Origin of the sequence: Vibrio amylolyticus (genome assembly GCF_023145695.1) — a bacterium.
Classification (GTDB): domain Bacteria; phylum Pseudomonadota; class Gammaproteobacteria; order Enterobacterales; family Vibrionaceae; genus Vibrio; species Vibrio amylolyticus.
Genome location: NZ_JAJHVV010000014.1, coordinates 89,364 through 111,107, shown reverse-complemented (window position 1 = coordinate 111,107; position 21,744 = coordinate 89,364). Strand labels below are relative to the sequence as shown.

Genomic DNA, 21,744 nt, shown 5'->3' with positions numbered 1-21,744 from the left:
CAGAGAGTCGTCTCTTTAAATACGAAGATAGGGGTGTAGCTCCAATTGGCAGAGCAGCGGATTCCAAATCCGCGTGTTGGGAGTTCGAATCTCTCCACCCCTGCCATATTTAAGGCTCTAGCAGAAATGCTAGAGCCTTTTTTACTTTGGATAACTCTAAAAAAGGCGCACTTTCAATAATTGTCTTCTAATCATAGTGTTTACTTCTTTCATTATTCATCTCTAAAAATAGCGTCACAATACTTTCATCATTGTCATTTCAATGAAGATTCTAGTTAATGCATACAGAATTGCTCCCTGTAATATTCGAGTATATTTAATCATCAGCGTGAGTTAGCGCTCAAAAGCCAATAAAAATGTGAGTGTTCAAATGCTAGTTTCATTTTTGAGACTACTCTTGATTCAGGAATACTATTGGCAGGGAGTATAGCAAGATGCAGCAGGACGACGGTTTAGTAGAGCATGGGTACTTTACGGAAATGCATATCGATACAATTCTAGAAAACCTAGATATTGTTAGAAAAAGCATGTTTGAACGTGAAACGGCAGAGGGAGAGTTAGAGCAAAAGTTCCCTTCAGTGTGTCTAATAGGGCTAGGCCGATGTGGCTCTAACATCGCCCTGGATGTGGCGACACTCGTTTATAATGCTCGTAGTAACTACTTTACTGATGACTGTTCTGAATTAAAATCCAATACGCAAGAAAAAGGCCCTGTAAATTGGCTTAAAGGACGACTGTCCGGTCACGCAGACTCTCGAGGTCACCCAGTTTATTTAATTGAACCTGTCGTTATGGTTGGAGACTTGGACAAGGATATTGAAGGCAGAATCCGATACTCAACCAGCAAGGGTAGATTAGACTTTCTAGAGAACTACAAGAAGATCAAAATAATGGATCTGTCTGAAGTTCATGCCGGTGGTGCTGGTAACGCACCAATACTTGGGCAGTACCTAGCCAAAACTATACTCAATCGAAAGACCAGTAATTTCTCTAACGAAACATGGCGATATCTTCATTCTTACCTTGTCGACTCCTGTGGCATAAAGGCAAATCAATCGAGACTTTACTTTTATATCTTTAGCTCGGGTGGTGGAACCGGTTCGGGTATGGCCTCTGAGTTTGGTTTAGCACAGCAGTATTCTTATATGAGTAAGACATTTGATTTGGCAGTACCTAAAAGTAGTGCCTCGAGTAATAAACCCCACAGTTTCGTGTTTGAACCTATTTTTACATCCGGTATTTGTATTCTTCCCAACATATGGGGGGATAATGTTGAACCTTCTGAAGCTCTACATATTAACTCTGGAAGGCTGCTTTGTAAGTATCTCTCTGAAGAGTGGAGTTTTTCCTATAATCTCGACGCAATTGAAGATGGAATTGATAGCTCAGACGTTTTAAGTCGTATTAGGCCATGGAACGCAATGATGCTGATCTCAAATGATATTATGCGTTATGCCGAAAATGGAGAAGAGAAAAGCAAGAAAGAGATCGATGTGAATAAGATGGAGAAGTATGCCAATCAATATATCTCTCAGCAGATCTTTAACATTTTAACCGCGCAAGCTGTGACATCTGACTACGATGAAAACTACTTTAGAAAAGCAGGCATCGATATAGCCGAGACAATAAGATTAGATGCGAATGACTTGTTCATGAGCTTAGCGGGTCCTGTTGCGATCGCTTACTCTGAAAGTGTCGTTGGGTCGAATCGCAACGGGCCGACTGACGTTGATGATCTATTTTATCGCTCGATTGAGCTTCCTCATTTCAATCAACAGACGCAAGCTATTGAGGGAATTAGTCTGCTACCTGTTGAATCCACCAAGTACGAAGAATTACTAAGGCGTTATAAAGAAGCTAACTTTGAGTTGGATGAGCTTAAAGAGCTACATTTCTTTAAAAACTGCTCTTCTATTGTTTCTATTATCTCTTTACCAAAAGACTATAAGCTGACCTACACTTCGTTAAATCGTCTTAAGTCGCATATAAATCGCTTGTTTCCGAATACAACATTAAAGCGTTATGCGCTAGTTATTGGAACGTCCCCCAATTTATCACTCACGACATTAGTCTCTAAGAGCCCTTGTTTAAGTGATGATTTTTTAACTTTGATTGTTGCTTACGTAAAACGCTGTTTTGCAAAAGATGAGTTTAGATATAGTGACACGATAGACAGGGTGATCTTAAAAGCAATCAAAGAGGATGAGTTTAATGAAGAGGAAATTAAATCTTACTTTCTAAGCTATGAGAACCCAGCTAAGGTACTCGACACTAACTGGTATGCTATCAAACCTATGTATGAAAAAAAATACAGAGAACTGATCACGGATAAGAAAAAGTTCACATCAATAAATGATATTCGTCTAACGTCCGACTGTGTTATTCGTGCCATTAAATACATTAGAGAGATCTATCGTCATAAGATAAGCAAGACCAGTATTGTTTCGTTGAACTCCAACTTATCTTTGTCTGAGCCTTTACCAAAACCAACAATTACGAGTGATACTCAAACGAAAGCTAATAAAGAGAAAGTACTGAAAAAGAAAAATATATTGATCATTGACGATGACGTAGCGGGTGAGGAGGAAAATTAATCGGCGGCTGCTAATTAAATCCAAAAAAAAGCCTCGCATTAAGCGAGGCTTTTAAAATTTTCAATCAATGCGATTATTTAAGCATTGCTTCATTTGCGTTGTCGCGGATGTGCTTAAGAATCGCTTTTACGCCACGAGCACTAGAGCCAACAGTGTTGCCAGATTTCATGTAGTCAGTACCGCCTGAGAAATCAGTTAGGATAGCACCTGATTCGCGAGCGATAAGTTCACCTGCAGCAAGGTCCCAAGGCTTAAGGCCTAATTCGAAGAAACCATCGACACGACCAGCAGCTAGGTAACAAAGGTCAAGAGCTGCAGAGCCTGTGCGACGGAAATCAGCACAATCAACAAATAGAGCAGACATGATTTTGAAGTAAGATTCAGAGTGTTGCTTTTGCTTGTATGGGAAGCCTGTCGCTAGAATTGCGCCGTTTAGGTCTTTTAGTGGATTAACACGTAGTCGACCATTATTCAGTTGTGCACCTGCACCACGTTGAGCGGTAAACAGTTCATTTAGCATTGGGTCGTACACACAAGCAACTTCTGTTTTACCGTTGATACGTACAGCGATAGAAACAGAGAAGTGAGGAATACCTTTTACAAAGTTAGTAGTTCCATCCAGTGGGTCGATGATCCATTGCACGTCATTATCTTTTCCTTCGATAAGACCATTTTCTTCACCGATAACAGAGTGATCAGGGTATGAACTCTTAATAGTATCAATGATTAGCGCTTCAGCTTCACGATCTACATTAGTTACAAAGTCATGTGTACCTTTTAAAGTAGATTCGATTTTATCTGGGTTTTCCAGAGATTTAGCAATATGATTGCCCGCTTTTCGCGCAGCGCGAATAGCAATATTTAGCATTGGATGCATACAAATTTTCCCAACGGATGTTAAAGAACGAAAAAAGCTGGCGAAGTATACCAGAGCTGATACGAAATGGAAGTGGTTATTTTTTGCGCACTAAAACTTAGTGTTATCATCTCGTCACTATTTATAAATAGGTATGTTAGAATTTGTCCGTTTTTAATCATGTTGTAGAGAAGCTATATGTTAGACAACGTTAAGGTTGTACTTGTTGGTACATCACATCCAGGAAATATCGGTTCAGCGGCACGTGCTATGAAAGTGATGGGGTTGAGCCAACTTGTTTTAGTTGATCCCCAATGTGAGATAGATGATCAAGCGCTTGCGTTAGCGGCTGGTGCGAGTGACTTAGTACAAAATGCAACGATTGTAGATACGCTTTCTGACGCTGTAGAAGAGTGTACGTTAGTCGTTGGTTCTAGTGCTCGTTCACGTACATTAAATTGGCCAATGCTTGAGCCAAGAGAATGCGGCGAAAAGTTTGCAGTAGAAGCTCAGAGTCATACGGTAGCCCTTGTGTTTGGTCGAGAAAGAACCGGATTAACCAACGAGGAACTACAAACTTGTCATTACCATGTTTGTATCCCAGCTAACCCTGAATACAGTTCACTGAATCTAGCAATGGCAGTACAAACTCTTAGCTACGAAATCCGTGTTGCTCACTTAGCACTAGAAGAGAGTCAGTACGTGAAAAACGAAGAGACTGCGCAAGAGTATCCTCGTCACAAAGAGCTAGAAATGTTCTACGAACACCTTGAAAAAGTGATAACGGATACCCAATTTATCTCTAAAGAGCAACCTGGCCAGGTTATGAATAAGCTAAAGCGTCTCTTCAGTCGAGCAAGGCCAGAGATTCAAGAGCTTAATATTTTACGTGGTATTTTGTCCTCAATTGAGAAAAAGAACTAAGAGCACTTAAAGCTAAATTTAATACCTGACTAAATTGGTCGGATAAATACTTGACCAAATTAGTCAGGTATGAAAGAATTCATACCACATAAATAATGTGGATATGAGCAATATGAGACTGACATCTAAAGGAAGATATGCGGTAACAGCCATGTTAGATGTGGCGCTGCATTCTCAAGAAAACCCAGTGCCCCTCGCTGATATTTCAGAACGACAAGGTATTTCTCTTTCGTATTTAGAGCAGCTTTTCTCTAAATTAAGAAAAGCTGGTTTAGTAGCGAGCGTTCGCGGACCTGGCGGTGGTTATCGCCTCGGCGAAGAAGCGCATCAAATTGCGATTGGCTCAGTTATTTCAGCGGTTGATGAATCTGTTGATGCAACGAAATGTAGCGGCAAAGGAAACTGCCAAGGCGGGTCTCGTTGTCTAACTCACACACTATGGCGTGATCTTAGTACACGTATTAGTGGGTTTTTAAATAATATAACACTTGGTGAGCTAATGAATGACAGTGAGGTATTAGATATCTCTGAACGTCAGGACGTTAAATTAGTAGCAAACCAAGGTGTTTCTCAAAAAATGACTAGCGCTATTTCTGTTAGTGGTAATGTCCGCTCTTAGCGGTCAGTTTTTACATTGGAGTAGAAAATGAAACTGCCTATTTACTTTGACTATTCAGCCACTTGTCCGGTTGATCCTCGTGTAGCTGAAAAAATGGTTCAGTGTATGACGATGGATGGTAACTTCGGTAACCCCGCTTCTCGTTCTCACCGTTACGGTTGGCAGGCTGAAGAGTCAGTAGATAATGCTCGTGAGCAAATCGCGGACTTACTAAATGCTGATCCACGTGAAATTGTATTTACATCAGGCGCAACTGAATCTGATAACCTTGCTATTAAAGGTGCAGCGCACTTTTATGGTAAGAAAGGTAAGCATGTCATTACCTGTAAAACGGAACATAAAGCGGTTTTAGATCCTTGTCGTCAACTAGAGCGTGAAGGATATGAAGTCACGTATCTTGAGCCAGAGTCAAACGGTATTATTGACCTGAACAAGCTACAAGATGCAATGCGCGATGACACTGTGCTTGTATCAATTATGCACGTAAATAATGAGATTGGTGTTATTCAAGACATCACCTCAATTGGTGAACTATGTCGTGCTCGCAAGATCGTTTTTCACGTTGATGCTGCACAATCTGCTGGTAAAATTCCTCTAGACGTACAAGAGATGAAAGTTGATTTGATTTCACTTTCTGCACATAAAGTCTATGGCCCTAAAGGAATTGGCGCGCTTTATGTTAGCCGTAAACCTCGTATTCGCCTTGAGGCTCAAATGCACGGTGGCGGCCACGAGCGTGGATTCCGTTCTGGTACTCTAGCGACTCATCAAATCGTTGGTATGGGTGAAGCATTTGCTATTGCTAAGCAAGACATGCAAAAAGACTTCGAGCATGCAAAAGCACTTCGTGAGCGTTTATTAAATGGTGTTATCGATTTAGAAGCGGTAACTGTAAATGGTGACCTTGAACAACGTGTTCCTCATAACCTTAATGTGAGCTTTGCATTCGTTGAAGGCGAATCGCTACTTATGTCTCTAAAAGACCTAGCGGTATCTTCTGGTTCTGCATGTACATCGGCAAGCTTAGAACCTTCATACGTTCTACGTGCACTTGGTTTGAATGACGAATTAGCACACAGTTCTGTAAGATTTTCCTTCGGCCGTTTTACAACGGAAGAAGAAGTGGACTACGCGATCGCACAGATTCGTGTAGCGGTAAATAAATTACGAGACATGTCTCCTCTATGGGATATGTATAAAGAAGGGATTGATTTGGACACTGTTGAGTGGGCTCATCACTAATCTCAGGGAAATAGAGGATTCGAGGTAATAATCATGGCATATAGCGAAAAAGTAATTGATCACTACGAAAACCCACGTAATGTAGGTTCGTTTGATAAAGAAGACCCAAGTGTTGGTAGCGGTATGGTCGGTGCCCCAGCTTGTGGTGATGTAATGAAACTGCAGATTAAAGTAACTGCAGATGGCATTATTGAAGATGCAAAGTTCAAAACCTACGGTTGCGGTAGCGCAATTGCTTCTAGCTCACTAGTAACAGAGTGGGTTAAAGGTAAGAGTATTGATGAAGCTGCGGCTATCAAAAACTCTGAAATTGCTGAAGAACTAGAATTACCGCCAGTGAAAGTTCACTGTTCAATTCTAGCGGAAGATGCAATCAAAGCAGCCGTTGCTGATTACAAGAAAAAGCGTTAATTAACAGATGGGAGCGCAAGTTGCTCCCTCCTAGTTTTACTTACTATAGAAGACACAAGGTTGTAGTATGGCCATCACCATGACAGATACGGCGGCAGGCCGAGTTCAATCATTCTTAGAGAACCGCGGTAAAGGTATCGGGTTACGACTAGCAGTGAAAACGACAGGCTGTTCAGGTATGGCGTATGTGCTTGAGTTCGTAGATGAATTGAACGAAGAAGACCAAGTGTTCGAACACTCTGGTGTCAAAGTTATTATTGACCCAAAAAGTTTAGTTTACTTAGATGGAACTGAGCTTGATTACGTAAAAGAAGGCTTGAACGAAGGCTTTGAATTCAACAACCCAAATGCGAAAGGCGAATGTGGTTGTGGTGAAAGCTTTAACGTTTAATACTGAGTGTTTAGTTAGCTTCATATTTAAAGCGACTACGTCTAATTAGATGAGATGAATAGCTAGGTGGTTGTAGCCTAGCTAGTATCCTAGGATTGATGTTTCATGAATCATTTTGAATTATTTGGGCTACCAATTCAGTTTACGCTGGACGGTAGCCTTCTTTCTTCTCAATTTAGAGAACTGCAAAAACGCTTTCATCCTGATAACTTTTCGACCGCTTCAGAGCGTGACCGTTTAATGTCAGTGCAAAAAGCGGCACAAATTAATGATGCATACCAAGCCTTAAAAAATCCTATTTCTCGTGCAGAATACTTACTTTCTTTAAATGGTCAGGAAGCTCAATCTGAACAGCAGACTATGCAAGATCCAATGTTCCTTATGGAACAAATGGAGTTGCGAGAAGAACTAGAAGAGATTGAATCTGCAATTGATGCCGAAGATAAACTGTTCGGTTTTGAAAGCAAGATTAGTCGAATGTTCAAGGCACAACTGCAGCAGCTTGAGACTGAGTTAGCAAACTCTGAGTGGATAAAAGCCGCTGATTTAGTAAAAAAACTTAAATTTATCGCTAAGTTATTACAACAAATAGAACAGGTCGAAGATCGACTACTTAGCTAAACAGTAAAATAGTTTAGAAAAAGCTAATTTGAATAATTAAGGACGCTTTAATGGCACTACTTCAAATTGCTGAACCAGGACAAAGTTCAGCCCCTCACCAACACAAATTGGCCGCTGGGATTGACTTAGGTACAACGAATTCACTTGTCGCTTCCGTGCGAAGTGGAAAAGCAACACCTATACAAGATGAGCAGAGCCGAAGTATTCTTCCGTCAGTGGTTAACTACTCAGAAGAGTCGTTAATTGTTGGACATAGCGCTCACGATAAAGCAGAGGCTGATCCTGCAAATACCATCATTTCCGTGAAACGTTTGATTGGTCGCTCACTCAAAGATATTCAAAGTCGTTACCCTTCGTTACCTTATCTTTTTGAAGAGAGTGAAAACGGACTTCCAGTACTGCAAACCAAGCAAGGTACAAAGAACCCAATTCAAGTCTCTTCGGATATCTTACGCGTACTAGGCCAACGGGCTGAAAACGCTTTGGGAGGCGAACTAGCGGGCGTTGTTATTACTGTTCCAGCTTACTTTGATGATGCCCAACGTGCCGGAACAAAAGACGCGGCGAACTTAGCGGGTCTGCATGTACTCCGTTTGCTAAATGAGCCTACCGCTGCGGCATTAGCTTATGGTTTAGATTCTGGTAAAGAAGGGATTATCGCGGTCTACGACTTAGGTGGCGGTACCTTCGATATTTCAATCTTACGGTTATCCAAAGGGGTGTTTGAAGTCCTGGCAACTGGAGGGGACTCAGCTCTCGGTGGCGATGATTTTGACCATTTAATTGCTGAACACCTTCTTGCACAAATCGGTATCGATGCACCACTGACGCCAGAGCAGCATCGCCAGTTACTTAATGCCGCCACGCAGGCAAAGATTTCGCTTTCAGACACTGAATCATGTCAGGTGTCTGTTCTTGGATGGCAAGGTGCGTTAACCCGTTCAGAGTTTAATCAACTTGTAACACCTTTGATTAAAAAGACTTTGATGTCATGTCGAAGAGCATTAAAAGATGCGTCTGTTGATGCTGAAGAAGTCATGGAAGTGGTTATGGTTGGTGGCTCTACTCGAACTTTACATGTTCGTGAGCTTGTGGGTGACTTCTTTGGTCGCACTCCATTAACTGATATCAATCCTGATGAAGTGGTTGCTATTGGCGCTGCAATTCAAGCGGATGTTTTAGCTGGAAATAAGCCTGATTCAGAAACATTATTGCTTGATGTTATCCCTCTATCGCTAGGTATTGAGACGATGGGAGGTTTGGTTGAAAAAATCATTCCTCGTAACACCACAATACCTGTTGCTAAAGCACAAGAGTTCACCACCTTTAAAGATGGTCAAACGGCCATGACGGTTCATACCGTTCAAGGTGAACGTGAGATGGTTGATGATTGCCGTTCGTTAGCGCGATTTGCGCTGAAAGGTATTCCACCGATGACGGCTGGCGCCGCCCATATCCGCGTGACTTATCAAGTTGATGCTGATGGTTTGTTGTCAGTAACAGCGATGGAAAAAAGCACTGGTGTAAAGGCGGATATTCAAGTTAAGCCTTCCTATGGTCTAAGTGATAATGAAGTCGCGAGTATGCTAAAAGACTCGATGACTTATGCCAAAGAAGACATGGGTGCCAGAGCATTAGCTGAGCAACGTGTTGAAGCGGATAGAGTGATTGAAGGGCTTATTGCCGCGATGCAAGCTGATGGTGATGAGCTCTTATCCGAAGAAGAAGAGCAATCGCTAGTTAAAGCGATCGAATCTTTGATCGAGTTACGAAATAGCGATGATCCTGATGCGATTGAGCATGGAATTAAACAAACCGATAAAGCAAGCCAAGAGTTTGCTTCTCGCCGAATGGATAAATCAATTCGCACTGCGCTGTCAGGCCAGTCTGTTGATGATATTTAAGAGATAAAAGAATGCCTAAGATTGTTGTATTACCCCATGAAGACCTTTGCCCAGAAGGGGCTGTACTTGAAGCAGAGAAAGGTGAAACAGTTCTCGATGTTGCCTTGAAAAATGGCATCGGTATTGAACACGCTTGTGAAAAATCTTGCGCATGTACGACTTGCCACGTTGTGATTCGCGAAGGGTTTGATTCACTTGAAGAGAGTGATGATCTGGAAGATGATATGTTGGATAAAGCTTGGGGATTAGAGATGGAGTCTCGATTGGGTTGCCAGGCAAAAGTAGCTGATGCAGATTTAGTGGTAGAAATTCCTAAATACACACTAAACTTAGCGTCAGAAGAACACTAAAGATTGAATTATTAAGGGTTAATGATGAGCTTGAAATGGATTGATTCGCGCGATATCGCGATTGAGCTATATGATTTGTATCCTGATACAGATCCTCAGACTGTTCGCTTTACTGACTTACACCAATGGGTGTTAGAGTTAGAGGATTTTGATGATGATCCTAAGCATTCGAATGAGAAAATCTTAGAAGCAATTATGTTGTGCTGGATGGATGAAGCTGACTAAATGCTAAAAACAGTATTTTAAACTACAAAAGCGGACCACGAGGTCCGCTTTTTTTTATCAAATTGACACTTTACGCCTACATAATGCTAACATTCTTTCATTATTAAAAATGGTGTTGTAATCACTCACAGACAAGGAGAAACCATGTCGACTCAGATGTCTCTTTTTATCAGCCAGAAGCCTGCTAACCCACAATGGGGTGATAAAGCTATTTTGTCATTTTCAGACAAAGGTGCGACGGTTCATATTGGTGAAGGCCATGATTTAGGTGCTATACAGCGCGCTGCTCGTAAATTAGATGCTCAAGGCGTTAAAAGTATTTCATTACAAGGTGAAGGCTGGGATCTAGAAAGTATCTGGGCTTTTCATCAAGGTTATAGAGGCCCTAAAAACGTAAACAGCTTAGAATGGCTACCACTTGAGTCAGAAGAACAATCAGAACTAGAAGCGCGTATTAAAACGACGGATTGGACTCGAGATATCATTAACAAAACGGCTGAAGAAGTTGCTCCTCGACAACTTGCAACGATGGCCGCTGAGTTCATTAAGTCAGTAGCACCAAAAGGCAGCGTCAGTGTTAAGATAGTAAAAGATCGTGACCTATTAGCGGAAGGCTGGCAGGGCATCTTTGCGGTAGGTCGTGGTTCAGAGCGAACATCAGCAATGCTACAGCTTGATTACAACCCAACCGGTGATGAAGAAGCGCCAGTTTTCGCTTGTCTTGTTGGTAAAGGCATCACCTTTGATTCTGGTGGTTACAGCATTAAGCCTGGGCAATTTATGACAGCCATGAAAGCCGATATGGGTGGGGCTGGTACCATCACTGGTGGTTTGGCATTGGCGATTATGCGTGGCTTGAACAAACGCGTGAAGCTCATTTTATGTTGTGCAGAAAATATGATTTCAGGTCGAGCTCTGAAGCTTGGTGACATTATTACCTATAAAAATGGTAAAACGGTAGAGATCATGAATACCGACGCGGAAGGACGTTTAGTTCTAGCGGATGGCCTGATGTACGCGAGCGAGCAAAACCCAGAGATCATTATCGATTGCGCAACATTAACGGGGGCCGCAAAGAATGCACTCGGTAACGATTATCATGCTCTAATGAGCTTTGATGATGAATTAGCACATCAAGCATTAAGTGCGGCAGGTCATGAAAAAGAAGGCTTATGGCCACTTCCATTAGCTGACTTTCATCGTGGAATGTTACCATCAAATTTTGCAGATTTATCCAATATCAGTAGTGGCGACTACACACCAGGTGCGAGCACGGCAGCCGCATTCTTATCTTACTTCGTGGATGACTATAAGAAAGGTTGGGTTCATATGGACTGCGCTGGTACTTATCGTAAATCTTCAAATGATAAGTGGGCGGCAGGCGCGACAGGAATGGGTGTTCGTACACTAGCTCGCTTTATCACTGAACAAGCAAAGTAAGACTAAACAGAACAGATAATAAATGGCCGCAATCCTATATGGCGGCCTTAAAAAAATAAACGAAACAAAAAGGAAATGTAATGGCTGTAGAAAGAACGTTCTCTATTGTTAAACCAGATGCGGTTAAGCGCAATTTGATTGGTGAGATTTATCACCGTATTGAAAAAGCAGGTTTACAAGTTGTCGCTGCAAAAATGGTTCATTTAACCGATGAGCAGGCTGGTGGTTTTTATGCTGAGCATGAAGGTAAAGAGTTCTACCCTGCATTAAAAGAGTTTATGACTTCAGGGCCTATTATGGTGCAGGTTCTTGAAGGTGAAAGTGCGATAACTCGTTACCGCGAATTGATGGGGAAGACTAACCCAGAAGAAGCGGCATGCGGTACCATTCGAGCTGATTACGCGATTAGCATGCGTTATAACTCAGTACATGGTTCAGATAGCCCTGAGTCTGCTGCTAGAGAGATTGAGTACTTTTTTCCAAACTCAGAAATCTGTCCTAGATAGTTTCAATTCGTAAACCATTTAAGCCTCAACCACTGTGTTGAGGTTTTTTTATTCTCACACAAAAACTAAGCTCAAAAAATAATCGCTTCTTTTTGATGAAGTTAGTCATTTCAGGGTGTACGGGCTCTTGTTGGCAATGCATAAAGGCTGTACAATTCGCGCCCTTAAAACTTGTTTCTGTTATTGAGAGGCTACATGACCACAGAAAAAATCAATCTACTCGATTTTGATCGTAAAGGTATGCGCAAATTTTTTGCTGAAGAGTTGGGTGAAAAAGCATTCCGCGCAGATCAGTTGATGAAGTGGATTTATCACTTTGGTTGTGATGACTTCGATAAGATGAACAACATCAATAAAAAGCTCCGTGAGAAGCTAAAGCACCGCTGTGAAATAAAAGCTCCTTATGTATCAGAAGCGCAACACTCTTCTGATGGCACAATTAAGTGGGCTATGCGAGTTGGCGACCAAGATGTCGAAACGGTTTATATCCCAGAAGATGATCGTGCAACCTTGTGTGTCTCTTCTCAAGTAGGTTGTGCATTAGAGTGTAAATTCTGTTCTACGGCGCAACAAGGCTTTAATCGAAATCTAAAAGTGTCAGAGATTATCGGTCAGGTTTGGCGAGCAGCACGAGAAATTGGTCTAGAAAAAGAGACGGGTCGTCGCCCAATCACAAATGTCGTCATGATGGGTATGGGTGAGCCCCTGCTTAACATGAAAAACCTCATGCCGTCATTGGAGCTTATGCTTGATGATCTTGGCTTTGGTTTATCAAAACGTCGCGTTACGGTATCAACATCGGGTGTTGTTTCTGGCCTTGATCAAATGACGGGTAATATCGATGTCGCATTAGCGATTTCTCTTCATGCTGCCAACGATAAGCTTCGTAGTGAAATCATGCCAATTAATGACCGTTGGGATATTCAAGACTTCCTAGCCTCAGTTCGTCGTTATATTGCATCGTCAAACGCAAACAGAGGAAGAGTAACGGTTGAGTATATTCTTCTTGATCATGTGAATGACGGTATGGAGCATGCGCGTGAACTCGGTGAGTTAATGAAAGACACCCCGTGTAAGTTTAACCTGATTCCATTTAATCCATATCCAGGTTCTCCGTATAAGAAACCAAGCAACTCACGTATCGACCGATTCATGAAAACACTAATGGAATATGGCTTTACTGTGACGACAAGAAAAACACGTGGCGATGATATTGATGCCGCTTGTGGGCAACTTGTTGGTGATGTTATCGACAGAACCAAACGAACAAAGTTAAAAGCTGCGGTTGGTGAGCAAATACCGACGAAATCGGTTTAACCTCTCTTCACAAAACAAAGCCAGAGCATGCTCTGGCTTTGTTGTTTTTACATTTTGAAATTGTTTTTGCCATCTTCTATGTAAAATTTATGAAAAACCTTGACCTGCTTGTGATTTTCGCTTCAAGGTCATGTTGTTAATCATGCAATATCTATTAGAATTGCTAATTAGCCTGTTGTTTTAATTTTGATTCAGGTTTTCGAAGGATTTTTAAGGTCTTTGCCTTGAATTTTGCTGTATTGAGAGAGGTTAGTCCCTCTACAACTATCTGTTTTTGTACATTGAAGTGACTACCAACTATAACTAATAAAAGTTACCACTGAACAAGAACAACTAAACGAGAAGTACATTACTAATGAGTACTGAACAAGATATTGTTATTGAAGAGCCACAAGTGCAAGTGGCAGAGAAGAAAGAAGCAGGAACGATTCTTAAAGAGCGTCGAATTGAGTTAGGGTTAAGTCAGAAGCAGATTGCTGACCGATTACGTCTACGTCTTTCTCTTATTGAAAGTATTGAAGATAATAACTTTGAATCGGGACAAGTCGCTACGTTTATCCGTGGTTATCTTCGCTCCTATGCAAAAGCGGTCAATATGGATGAAGACGTTGTCTTAAGTGCGTTGGCTGATAGTGGTGATGCTCAACATCAAGAGCAAGAGATGATGAGCTTTTCAAGGCAGACTAAGAGAGAGCGCCATGATAGCCGCATTATGATGCTAACGTGGGGAATCTTGGCCGTTATCATTGCGATCTCATCGATTTGGTGGTGGCAAAATCAACTTCAAGATACTCTCGTTACCCTAGACACAGAAGATACGACACCTGAAGTAATACAAGCCGAAGTAACTCAAAGCGTACAGGTTACGACGCTTGAAGAAGCGGCTGCTGAGACTGAGTCAAAGGTAGAGACTAGTGGCACTTTACCTGAAGTTGTGGAAACTCAAACAGTTGAACCAAAGACAGCAGACGAGCAATTTGATGCCGCTGCTGACACTGAGACGGTAACAGAGGGTGAATCGGTAACAGAACCTATGACGATTGTTGAAACTAACGAAAGTACACCTGTCACTGAAATTACACCACCATCGGCAACGTTACGTCCATTAGTGATGACATTCAGCGCTGATTGCTGGATACAAGTTAAAGATGCCTCTGGTAAAGTGCTTTCGACGGGTATTAAAAAGGGAGGTCAAAGCATCAATTTAGACGCCGAATCCCCGCTAAATATCATTCTTGGAGCACCAGAAAGTGTTTCTATGACATTTGCGAGTGAACCTATCGACCTTTCTGGGTATACTTCAGGTAAAGTAGCAAGATTCACCTTACCTTAGAAACTAACTATGCAATACGAATCCCCTATAAAACGTCGCCCATCGACACGTATTTACGTGGGTGATGTGCCGATCGGTGATGGCGCACCCATTGCGGTGCAGTCAATGACCAACACTCGTACAACTGATGTTGCTGCGACTGTCGCACAAATACGAGCACTTGAAAAAGTCGGCGCTGATATTGTGCGTGTATCCGTTCCTACTATGGATGCTGCTGAAGCATTCAAACAGATAAAACAGCAGGTTTCAGTACCTTTGGTTGCGGATATTCATTTCGATTATCGTATTGCACTAAAGGTGGCTGAGTATGGTGTAGATTGTTTACGTATTAACCCTGGTAACATAGGCAATGAAGCTCGTGTTCGCTCGGTGGTCGATTGCGCTCGTGATAAAAATATCCCGATTCGAATCGGAGTAAACGGTGGCTCGCTTGAGAAAGACATTCAAGTTAAATACACCGAGCCAACACCAGAAGCGTTAGTTGAATCAGCGATGAGACACGTCGATATTCTCGACCGCCTTAACTTTGATCAATTCAAGGTTAGTGTTAAAGCATCCGATGTGTTCTTAGCGGTTGGTTCGTACCGTTTGCTGGCGAAAGAAATTGATCAGCCTCTTCATTTAGGTATTACCGAAGCTGGTGGCATGCGCGCAGGCGCGGTTAAGTCGTCGGTTGGCTTAGGTATGCTGTTAGCTGAAGGCATTGGTGATACACTACGTATCTCTTTAGCGGCCGACCCTGTCGAAGAGATCAAAGTTGGTTTTGACATATTAAAATCACTCAGAATTCGTTCTCGAGGCATTAACTTTATTGCTTGCCCTAGCTGTTCACGTCAAGAGTTTGATGTGATCAACACAGTTAATGCATTAGAAGAGCGCCTAGAGGACATTATTACACCGCTTGATGTCTCCATCATCGGCTGCGTCGTTAACGGTCCCGGTGAAGCAGAAGTGTCTCATTTAGGGCTAGCGGGCAGTAATAAGAAAAGCGCATTTTACGAAGACGGTAAGCGTCAAAAAGAAAGATTCGATAATGATGATCTCGTGGCGAAGTTAGAAGCGAAGATTCGCGCTAAAGCATCCCAAATGGATGAAAGTAACCGCATCGCTGTTCAGCAAATTGACAGCAACCAGATCGACAACAACTAATTTACGGTAAGTATTGTGGCAAAACATATTCAAGCAATTAGAGGCATGAACGACTGTCTCCCAACTCAATCTCCACTTTGGCACAAAGTGGAAGGCGCCGTTAAAAGTGTTGTTAGCGCTTACGGCTATAACGAAGTTCGCATGCCGATTGTTGAGTCAACACATCTATTTAGCCGCGCTATCGGTGAAGTAACGGATGTGGTTGAAAAAGAGATGTATACCTTTGAAGATCGTAACGGAGATAGCTTAACGTTACGTCCTGAAGGGACGGCAGGTTGTGTGCGTGCCGGGATCGAAAATGGTCTTTTGTATAATCAAGAGCAGCGTTTATGGTACATGGGGCCTATGTTCCGTCATGAGCGCCCTCAAAAAGGCCGTTACCGTCAATTTCATCAGTGTGGGGTTGAAGTCTTTGGTTTAAATGGCCCTGATGTTGATGCTGAACTTATTATGATGACGGCACGTCTATGGCGTGAACTCGGTATTGATAAGCACGTTCGCTTAGAGCTTAACTCTATTGGTTCTCTAGAAGCGCGTGCTAATTACCGCACCGCTCTAATCGCTTATCTTGAGCAGTACCAAGATGTTTTAGATGAAGATTGTAAACGTCGTCTACACACTAATCCGTTACGCGTATTAGATACTAAGAATCCAGATGTCCAAGCTATTTTGGGTGATGCACCAAGCTTATCTGAATACTTAGATGATGAGTCAAAGCAACATTTTTCAGGTTTGTGTGAACTTCTTAATGCCGCAGGTATCGAATACACCGTCAATGAACGTTTAGTTCGTGGTTTAGATTATTACAACCGTACCGTATTTGAGTGGATCACTGATAGCTTAGGTGCTCAAGGCACAGTGTGTGGCGGTGGTCGTTACGACGGTCTTGTTGAGCAACTTGGTGGCAAAGCAACGCCTGCAGTAGGTTTTGCTATGGGTCTTGAGCGCTTAGTTCTAATGATGGAAACGCTCGAGCTAACCGACGTTCGTCGTAGTGTAGATGTTTACATGGTAACGGCTGGTGAAGGAACGATGATGGCTGGTATGAAACTCGCTGAGCAGCTTCGTGAACAAGTTCCTGGTATTCGAATCATGACGCACTTTGGCGGCGGTAACTTTAAGAAACAGTTTAAGCGCGCGGATAAAGTTGGAGCGGCTGTCGCATTAGTGCTTGGTGAAAATGAAGTGATGGATAATACGGTCGTTTATAAAGATCTATCGGCAGGTACGCAAGATACGTACTCACAAACGGACGTTGTTGCTAAGTTAGCAGAACTCATTTAATTATCCGTTAATTTGATAACAAATTGATTTTTAAGTGGTGCTGAGAGGCATCACTTTTCAAATAATAGAGGACAGCAAGTGGAAGTCTACGATTCTGAAGAACAACAAGTTGAAGCCATTAAAGAGTGGTGGAAAGAGAACGGCAAGGCCGTCATTTTAGGTGCAGTCGTTGGTCTTGGTGGTCTATTTGGTTGGCGCTATTATCAAGATTCAGCCCTAGAAGCGAAAGAGTTGGCATCTGAATCTTATACTCAAGCGATGACTGCGTTGTTAAACCAGCAGCCAGGTAGTGAAGATCAAGTACAAAGCTTCATTGATGCAAATGCTAAATCAGAGTATTCCGTACTGGCTGCTCTTCAGCTGGCGAAAGTACAAGTTGAAGCAAGTCAATTAGATGAAGCGTTAGCGCAACTAGAGTGGGCGAAAGCGAACAGTAAAGATGAAGCGCTAAAAGCGGTAATTAGTTACCGTATTGCTCGTATTCAAGCTGAGCAAGAGAACTACGCAGATGCATTGGCTGAATTAACGAATATTACCGATGCGAACTGGTCTGGCCGTATTGCGGAGCTGCGTGGTGATATTGAGCTAAGACAGGGCAATGAAGACGCTGCTTATGCGGCTTATTCTGAAGCTCAACAAGCAATGGATGCAAGTCAAACTTTACAATTGAAGCTTGATGATTTAGCCAAGTAAGGGCTGTTGTTGATGAAAAAAATATTAAGCAGACTACTTATGTCCGCTGTCGCTGTCGGCACACTCATTGGTTGTGCAAGCGAAGAAGATACCATCATTATGGCACCCGTACCTGTGGTAACCAGTGAATTCACACCTGATCAACAATGGAGTGCATCGGCTGGAAAAGGTGTCGGTCATTTTTTCTCTAAGCTCGCTCCTGAGTATGCTTACGGAAAAGTGTTTGTTGCAAGTCGCGATGGGTTGGTTAAAGCGCTTGATCCTGAGAATGGAAAAACGCTTTGGCAAAATGATTTAGAAGAAGAGGTGTCTGCACGTCTCTCTGGCGGTATTGTTGCCGCGTATAATCAGATCTATATCGGCAGTGAAAATGGTCAGTTAATAGCGCTAAACCAAGAGACTGGTGAGCTCGCTTGGCGTGTTGTTGTTGATGGTGAAGTATTGGCAGCGCCTGTTGCTGATAGCAATATGATCATCGTGAACACAAGCCGCGGCATGCTTATCGCCGTTGATCAGTCGACAGGTGAACAGAAATGGACCATCAGTACCGATGTGCCAAATCTAACCTTACGTGGAGACAGTGCGCCAGTAACTGTTTCTGGTGGTGTCTTTTGGGGTACCGCCAATGGTCGCTTAGCGGCTGCAATCGTGGAACGTGGTCAACTTATTTGGCAACAGCCAATCGGGATGCCGCAAGGGTCAACCGAAATTGATCGCTTGGTTGATGTCGATGCGTCGCCTGTTGTTATTGGTAGCACGTTATATATTGTCGGATTTAATGGACAACTAACGAGCATAGATCTCCAATCAGGCCGATCGATGTGGAAGAGAACTTACTCTTCAGCAACGGACCTAGCAACCGATGGAAGTCGTATTTACTTAGTGACCGATAAAGATTACTTGGTTGCCGTTGATGCACGTAGCGGTACTGAACTGTGGAGCAATAAGAAGTTGGAATATCGCCAACTTACCGCCCCAGTTATCGTAAACAATCATGTTGTGGTTGGAGACAGCGAAGGGTACTTGCATTGGATTAACCGCACTAGCGGAGAGTTTGTTGCTCAACAGCTTGTTGATGATAGTGGTTTTGCGGTCGGTCCAACTGTTACTCCAGATGGTTATGTCATCGTAACTCGCAATGGCGATGTAAAGAAACTGACGATCAATAAGTAATATCGTGATACAATTCACATTCGGCTCCTTGCTGTTATCAGCTAGGGGCCGTTTTATTGAGAAAAATCAAATCATGTGGTTATAGGTAACCGCATTGCGCTTTGTTTCTAAGAACTTGTTTATACTAACCAATTAATATTGGGTAGCGTATAGAGAGAAGGTTAGAGGTTGGGCAAACCGTTACCTATAACTACATTAAGAACAATTGTAGAGGTTTATTATGGTACCTGTTGTTGCTCTTGTCGGGCGTCCAAATGTAGGAAAGTCTACATTGTTTAACCGACTGACACGTACTCGTGACGCATTGGTTGCTGACTTTCCTGGCTTAACTCGTGATCGTAAATACGGTCATGCGAAGTCAGAAGAACATGAATTCATTGTTATTGATACCGGCGGTATTGATGGTACTGAAGAAGGTGTTGAGACGAAAATGGCCGCACAATCACTTGCCGCTATTGATGAAGCCGATGTTGTACTTTTCATGGTTGATGGCCGTGCTGGACTAACGCCGTCTGATGAAGCAATCGCTAAACATTTACGCCAAATCGAAAAACCGTCAATGCTTGTGGTCAACAAAATTGATGGTATCGATGGCGATGCAGCTTGTGCTGAATTCTGGAAATTAGGTGTCGATGACATGTACCAGATCGCAGCTGCTCATGGCCGTGGTGTGACCGCTTTGATTGATCGTGCTTTAAACCCATTTGCTGAAGCGTTAATCGCTGAAAATGGTGAAATTACCGATCTTACTGAGTTTGAAGACGCAGAAGAAGAGCAGGTTGATTTCACCGAAGAAGAAGCAGAAGAAGAGTTTAAGCGTTTACAAGATCAGCCAATTAAACTTGCGATCATCGGTAGACCAAACGTTGGTAAATCGACGTTAACGAACCGTATCTTAGGTGAAGAGCGTGTGGTTGTTTACGACATGCCTGGAACGACTCGTGACTCTATCTATATCCCAATGCAGCGTGACGAACGAGAATATGTTCTGATCGACACCGCAGGGGTTCGACGTCGTAAGAGTATTAACGAGACCGTTGAAAAATTCTCTGTTGTTAAGACTCTAAAAGCCGTTGAAGATGCCAATGTTGTGTTACTGGTTATCGATGCTCGTGAAAACATTTCAGAGCAAGACCTGAGCTTACTTGGCTTTGCGTTGAATGCTGGGCGTTCAATCGTTATCGCGGTAAACAAGTGGGACGGACTTGATAGCGATGTAAAAGAGCATGTGAAGAAAGAACTGGATCGTCGTCTTGGCTTCGTTGATTTTGCGCGTATTCACTTTATCTCGGCACTGCATGGTACAGGTGTTGGCCACTTATTCGAATCTGTACAGGAAGCGTATAAGTCAGCAACAACTCGTGTCGGTACTTCGGTACTAACGCGTATAATGAAAATGGCGTCAGACGATCACCAACCGCCTATGGTTCGTGGCCGTCGCGTTAAGATGAAGTACGCACACGCGGGTGGCTACAATCCGCCAATTATCGTTATTCACGGTAACCAAGTAAGAGAGTTACCGGCATCTTACAAACGATACTTGATGAACTATTACCGTAAGTCATTGGAAATTATGGGTACGCCAATTCGTATCCAATTCCAAAACAGCGAAAACCCATTTGAGGGTAAGAGCAATAAGATGACAATCTCTCAAGAGCGTAAACGAAAACGCTTGATGACGATGGTAAAAGGTCGTAAAAAATAAAACATTGCCCAAGCTACTATGCTTGGGCTTTTTGTATCACATCAATTTAAAGAGCAGCTAAAAATACAATGACAGTTACTCCAACAATGACTCAGTTTTGCCATCAAACATGGCAGTTAGAATCTTGTGTTCAATTACTTTTAAAACAGGGCTCTGTCACGTACATAGTCACAGAATCCACCCCGTTTCATCCTGTCAGCCACATTTGGCCAGATCACCCTGCGGATAGGGGAGAGATCGTCATTTCTGGTGAGTCATTCAATGTCGATGACTGCCAAGTAGGTGCGGTTGAGCTTAAGACGAATAATCTGTTTATCGGTGAGGATATTCCCGTAAAGCGTGATGAAGCGGGTTGGGCCTTTGTAGTGGTACATTGTATCGATAATCTATCGCAAACTATCGAAGTGAATGACCGCGTGAGTTTAGTTGTTGATAAGGCATACCAACAGAGTTTAAGCCGAGGCCATAGCGCTGGGCACTTAGCGTATCTTGCGTTAAATAAAGTCTTAGCTGCAGGATATTGGCGTAAAGATGCAGACAGAAAAGACCCACATGGTCATTTCGATTTTAATAGCTACGCTCAAGTCACCAGCTTCGTTACAGAAGATAAGTGCAACGATGTCTATCGTTTAGGAAAGACAATACGTAAACGCGGCTTAAACAGCGCACAGATGCTTGAAGACTTACCAGAAATTGAGTCTAAGGTTAATGAGCAGCTGGTAGCTTGGCTTGAGCATGATACGGATGTCACTATGACTTGTGATGGAGAGACGTTAACAAGTTCTCGTTATTGGTCGTGTGATCTTGGTGAGGGGAGCATCGCAACCATACCTTGCGGCGGCACGCATGTCGTATCGTTGAGTGAATTTACGACTATTAAGGTAACACTGGTTCAAACGGATGGTCAGAATATTGAAATGCAGACCGATGTAATTCATTCAATATAGAATTACGATAGTTTTATTAAAACCTGAAAATAATATTTAACACACCTGATATTGAAATAA

The 21,744-nt window shown here is 42.6% G+C and carries 21 protein-coding genes and 1 tRNA gene; 21 read left to right on the top strand and 1 reads right to left on the bottom strand.

The window, feature by feature from the left end:
• The first annotated feature begins 29 nt into the window (after positions 1-29).
• A tRNA-Trp gene (locus tag KP803_RS19260) sits at positions 30-106 on the top strand.
• Between the two features lie 328 nt (positions 107-434).
• Positions 435-2,594, top strand: a complete 2,160-nt coding sequence (locus tag KP803_RS19255) for a hypothetical protein (RefSeq protein ID WP_248010476.1) — start codon at positions 435-437, stop codon at positions 2,592-2,594.
• Positions 2,595-2,667: 73 nt separating this feature from the next.
• On the opposite strand, the gene suhB is transcribed toward KP803_RS19255, so the two are convergent.
• Complete coding sequence (suhB, locus tag KP803_RS19250) at positions 2,668-3,471, bottom strand: inositol-1-monophosphatase (RefSeq protein ID WP_248010475.1); 804 nt, start codon at positions 3,469-3,471, stop codon at positions 2,668-2,670.
• Positions 3,472-3,648: 177 nt separating this feature from the next.
• On the opposite strand from suhB, the gene trmJ reads away from it, so the two are divergent.
• The 19 genes from trmJ (at position 3,649) to KP803_RS19155 (ending at position 21,684) form a co-directional block, all read left to right on the top strand.
• Positions 3,649-4,374, top strand: a complete 726-nt coding sequence (gene trmJ / locus KP803_RS19245; protein WP_248010474.1) for a tRNA (cytosine(32)/uridine(32)-2'-O)-methyltransferase TrmJ — start codon at positions 3,649-3,651, stop codon at positions 4,372-4,374.
• A gap of 112 nt (positions 4,375-4,486) precedes the next feature.
• Complete coding sequence (iscR, locus tag KP803_RS19240) at positions 4,487-4,993, top strand: Fe-S cluster assembly transcriptional regulator IscR (protein WP_248010473.1); 507 nt, start codon at positions 4,487-4,489, stop codon at positions 4,991-4,993.
• A gap of 27 nt (positions 4,994-5,020) precedes the next feature.
• A complete protein-coding gene (locus KP803_RS19235; protein WP_248010472.1) occupies positions 5,021-6,235 on the top strand; it encodes an IscS subfamily cysteine desulfurase in 1,215 nt (404 codons plus the stop codon).
• A gap of 33 nt (positions 6,236-6,268) precedes the next feature.
• On the top strand, positions 6,269-6,646 hold the full coding sequence (gene iscU, locus KP803_RS19230; protein ID WP_248010471.1) for a Fe-S cluster assembly scaffold IscU: 378 nt from the start codon (positions 6,269-6,271) through the stop codon (positions 6,644-6,646).
• Between the two features lie 67 nt (positions 6,647-6,713).
• Positions 6,714-7,037 carry an iron-sulfur cluster assembly protein IscA gene (iscA, locus tag KP803_RS19225; RefSeq protein ID WP_248010470.1) on the top strand — a complete coding sequence of 108 codons (324 nt, stop codon included), beginning with the start codon at positions 6,714-6,716 and terminating at the stop codon, positions 7,035-7,037.
• A 105-nt stretch (positions 7,038-7,142) separates the two neighbouring features.
• The gene (gene hscB / locus KP803_RS19220) at positions 7,143-7,658 is read left to right on the top strand and encodes a co-chaperone HscB (RefSeq protein ID WP_248010469.1); all 516 of its coding nucleotides are present in this window, start codon (positions 7,143-7,145) and stop codon (positions 7,656-7,658) included.
• Between the two features lie 50 nt (positions 7,659-7,708).
• The gene (hscA, locus tag KP803_RS19215; RefSeq protein ID WP_248010468.1) at positions 7,709-9,562 is read left to right on the top strand and encodes a Fe-S protein assembly chaperone HscA; all 1,854 of its coding nucleotides are present in this window, start codon (positions 7,709-7,711) and stop codon (positions 9,560-9,562) included.
• Between the two features lie 11 nt (positions 9,563-9,573).
• A complete protein-coding gene (gene fdx / locus KP803_RS19210) occupies positions 9,574-9,912 on the top strand; it encodes an ISC system 2Fe-2S type ferredoxin (RefSeq protein ID WP_248010467.1) in 339 nt (112 codons plus the stop codon).
• Positions 9,913-9,936: 24 nt separating this feature from the next.
• The gene (gene iscX, locus KP803_RS19205; protein ID WP_248010466.1) at positions 9,937-10,137 is read left to right on the top strand and encodes a Fe-S cluster assembly protein IscX; all 201 of its coding nucleotides are present in this window, start codon (positions 9,937-9,939) and stop codon (positions 10,135-10,137) included.
• Between the two features lie 144 nt (positions 10,138-10,281).
• Positions 10,282-11,577, top strand: a complete 1,296-nt coding sequence (gene pepB, locus KP803_RS19200) for an aminopeptidase PepB (RefSeq protein WP_248010465.1) — start codon at positions 10,282-10,284, stop codon at positions 11,575-11,577.
• Between the two features lie 80 nt (positions 11,578-11,657).
• Positions 11,658-12,083 (top strand): nucleoside-diphosphate kinase, encoded by a 426-nt coding sequence (gene ndk / locus KP803_RS19195; protein ID WP_248010464.1) that lies wholly within the window; start codon positions 11,658-11,660, stop codon positions 12,081-12,083.
• A gap of 195 nt (positions 12,084-12,278) precedes the next feature.
• Entirely contained in the window at positions 12,279-13,400 is a 1,122-nt protein-coding gene (gene rlmN / locus KP803_RS19190; protein ID WP_248010463.1) for a dual-specificity RNA methyltransferase RlmN, read from the top strand.
• 355 nt (positions 13,401-13,755) lie between these two features.
• The gene (gene rodZ / locus KP803_RS19185) at positions 13,756-14,733 is read left to right on the top strand and encodes a cytoskeleton protein RodZ (RefSeq protein WP_248010462.1); all 978 of its coding nucleotides are present in this window, start codon (positions 13,756-13,758) and stop codon (positions 14,731-14,733) included.
• A gap of 9 nt (positions 14,734-14,742) precedes the next feature.
• Positions 14,743-15,882, top strand: a complete 1,140-nt coding sequence (ispG, locus tag KP803_RS19180) for a flavodoxin-dependent (E)-4-hydroxy-3-methylbut-2-enyl-diphosphate synthase (RefSeq protein ID WP_248010461.1) — start codon at positions 14,743-14,745, stop codon at positions 15,880-15,882.
• A gap of 15 nt (positions 15,883-15,897) precedes the next feature.
• Positions 15,898-17,166 carry a histidine--tRNA ligase gene (gene hisS / locus KP803_RS19175; protein ID WP_248010460.1) on the top strand — a complete coding sequence of 423 codons (1,269 nt, stop codon included), beginning with the start codon at positions 15,898-15,900 and terminating at the stop codon, positions 17,164-17,166.
• A 78-nt stretch (positions 17,167-17,244) separates the two neighbouring features.
• Entirely contained in the window at positions 17,245-17,859 is a 615-nt protein-coding gene (locus KP803_RS19170; protein ID WP_248010459.1) for a YfgM family protein, read from the top strand.
• A gap of 12 nt (positions 17,860-17,871) precedes the next feature.
• Complete coding sequence (gene bamB / locus KP803_RS19165; RefSeq protein ID WP_248010458.1) at positions 17,872-19,032, top strand: outer membrane protein assembly factor BamB; 1,161 nt, start codon at positions 17,872-17,874, stop codon at positions 19,030-19,032.
• Between the two features lie 220 nt (positions 19,033-19,252).
• The gene (gene der / locus KP803_RS19160; protein ID WP_248010457.1) at positions 19,253-20,737 is read left to right on the top strand and encodes a ribosome biogenesis GTPase Der; all 1,485 of its coding nucleotides are present in this window, start codon (positions 19,253-19,255) and stop codon (positions 20,735-20,737) included.
• A 68-nt stretch (positions 20,738-20,805) separates the two neighbouring features.
• Positions 20,806-21,684, top strand: coding sequence for an alanine--tRNA ligase (locus tag KP803_RS19155; RefSeq protein WP_248010456.1), 879 nt, complete (start codon positions 20,806-20,808; stop codon positions 21,682-21,684).
• The last annotated feature ends 60 nt before the right edge of the window (positions 21,685-21,744 follow it).

Bases quoted from the DNA above. Each gene is read 5' to 3' on its own strand.
- KP803_RS19255 (WP_248010476.1), top strand. From the start codon at position 435: ATGCAGCAGGACGACGGTTTAGTAGAGCATGGGTACTTTACGGAAATG.
- suhB (WP_248010475.1), bottom strand. From the start codon at position 3,471: ATGCATCCAATGCTAAATATTGCTATTCGCGCTGCGCGAAAAGCGGGC.
- trmJ (WP_248010474.1), top strand. From the start codon at position 3,649: ATGTTAGACAACGTTAAGGTTGTACTTGTTGGTACATCACATCCAGGA.
- iscR (WP_248010473.1), top strand. From the start codon at position 4,487: ATGAGACTGACATCTAAAGGAAGATATGCGGTAACAGCCATGTTAGAT.
- KP803_RS19235 (WP_248010472.1), top strand. From the start codon at position 5,021: ATGAAACTGCCTATTTACTTTGACTATTCAGCCACTTGTCCGGTTGAT.
- iscU (WP_248010471.1), top strand. From the start codon at position 6,269: ATGGCATATAGCGAAAAAGTAATTGATCACTACGAAAACCCACGTAAT.
- iscA (WP_248010470.1), top strand. From the start codon at position 6,714: ATGGCCATCACCATGACAGATACGGCGGCAGGCCGAGTTCAATCATTC.
- hscB (WP_248010469.1), top strand. From the start codon at position 7,143: ATGAATCATTTTGAATTATTTGGGCTACCAATTCAGTTTACGCTGGAC.
- hscA (WP_248010468.1), top strand. From the start codon at position 7,709: ATGGCACTACTTCAAATTGCTGAACCAGGACAAAGTTCAGCCCCTCAC.
- fdx (WP_248010467.1), top strand. From the start codon at position 9,574: ATGCCTAAGATTGTTGTATTACCCCATGAAGACCTTTGCCCAGAAGGG.
- iscX (WP_248010466.1), top strand. From the start codon at position 9,937: ATGAGCTTGAAATGGATTGATTCGCGCGATATCGCGATTGAGCTATAT.
- pepB (WP_248010465.1), top strand. From the start codon at position 10,282: ATGTCGACTCAGATGTCTCTTTTTATCAGCCAGAAGCCTGCTAACCCA.
- ndk (WP_248010464.1), top strand. From the start codon at position 11,658: ATGGCTGTAGAAAGAACGTTCTCTATTGTTAAACCAGATGCGGTTAAG.
- rlmN (WP_248010463.1), top strand. From the start codon at position 12,279: ATGACCACAGAAAAAATCAATCTACTCGATTTTGATCGTAAAGGTATG.
- rodZ (WP_248010462.1), top strand. From the start codon at position 13,756: ATGAGTACTGAACAAGATATTGTTATTGAAGAGCCACAAGTGCAAGTG.
- ispG (WP_248010461.1), top strand. From the start codon at position 14,743: ATGCAATACGAATCCCCTATAAAACGTCGCCCATCGACACGTATTTAC.
- bamB (WP_248010458.1), top strand. From the start codon at position 17,872: ATGAAAAAAATATTAAGCAGACTACTTATGTCCGCTGTCGCTGTCGGC.
- der (WP_248010457.1), top strand. From the start codon at position 19,253: ATGGTACCTGTTGTTGCTCTTGTCGGGCGTCCAAATGTAGGAAAGTCT.
- KP803_RS19155 (WP_248010456.1), top strand. From the start codon at position 20,806: ATGACAGTTACTCCAACAATGACTCAGTTTTGCCATCAAACATGGCAG.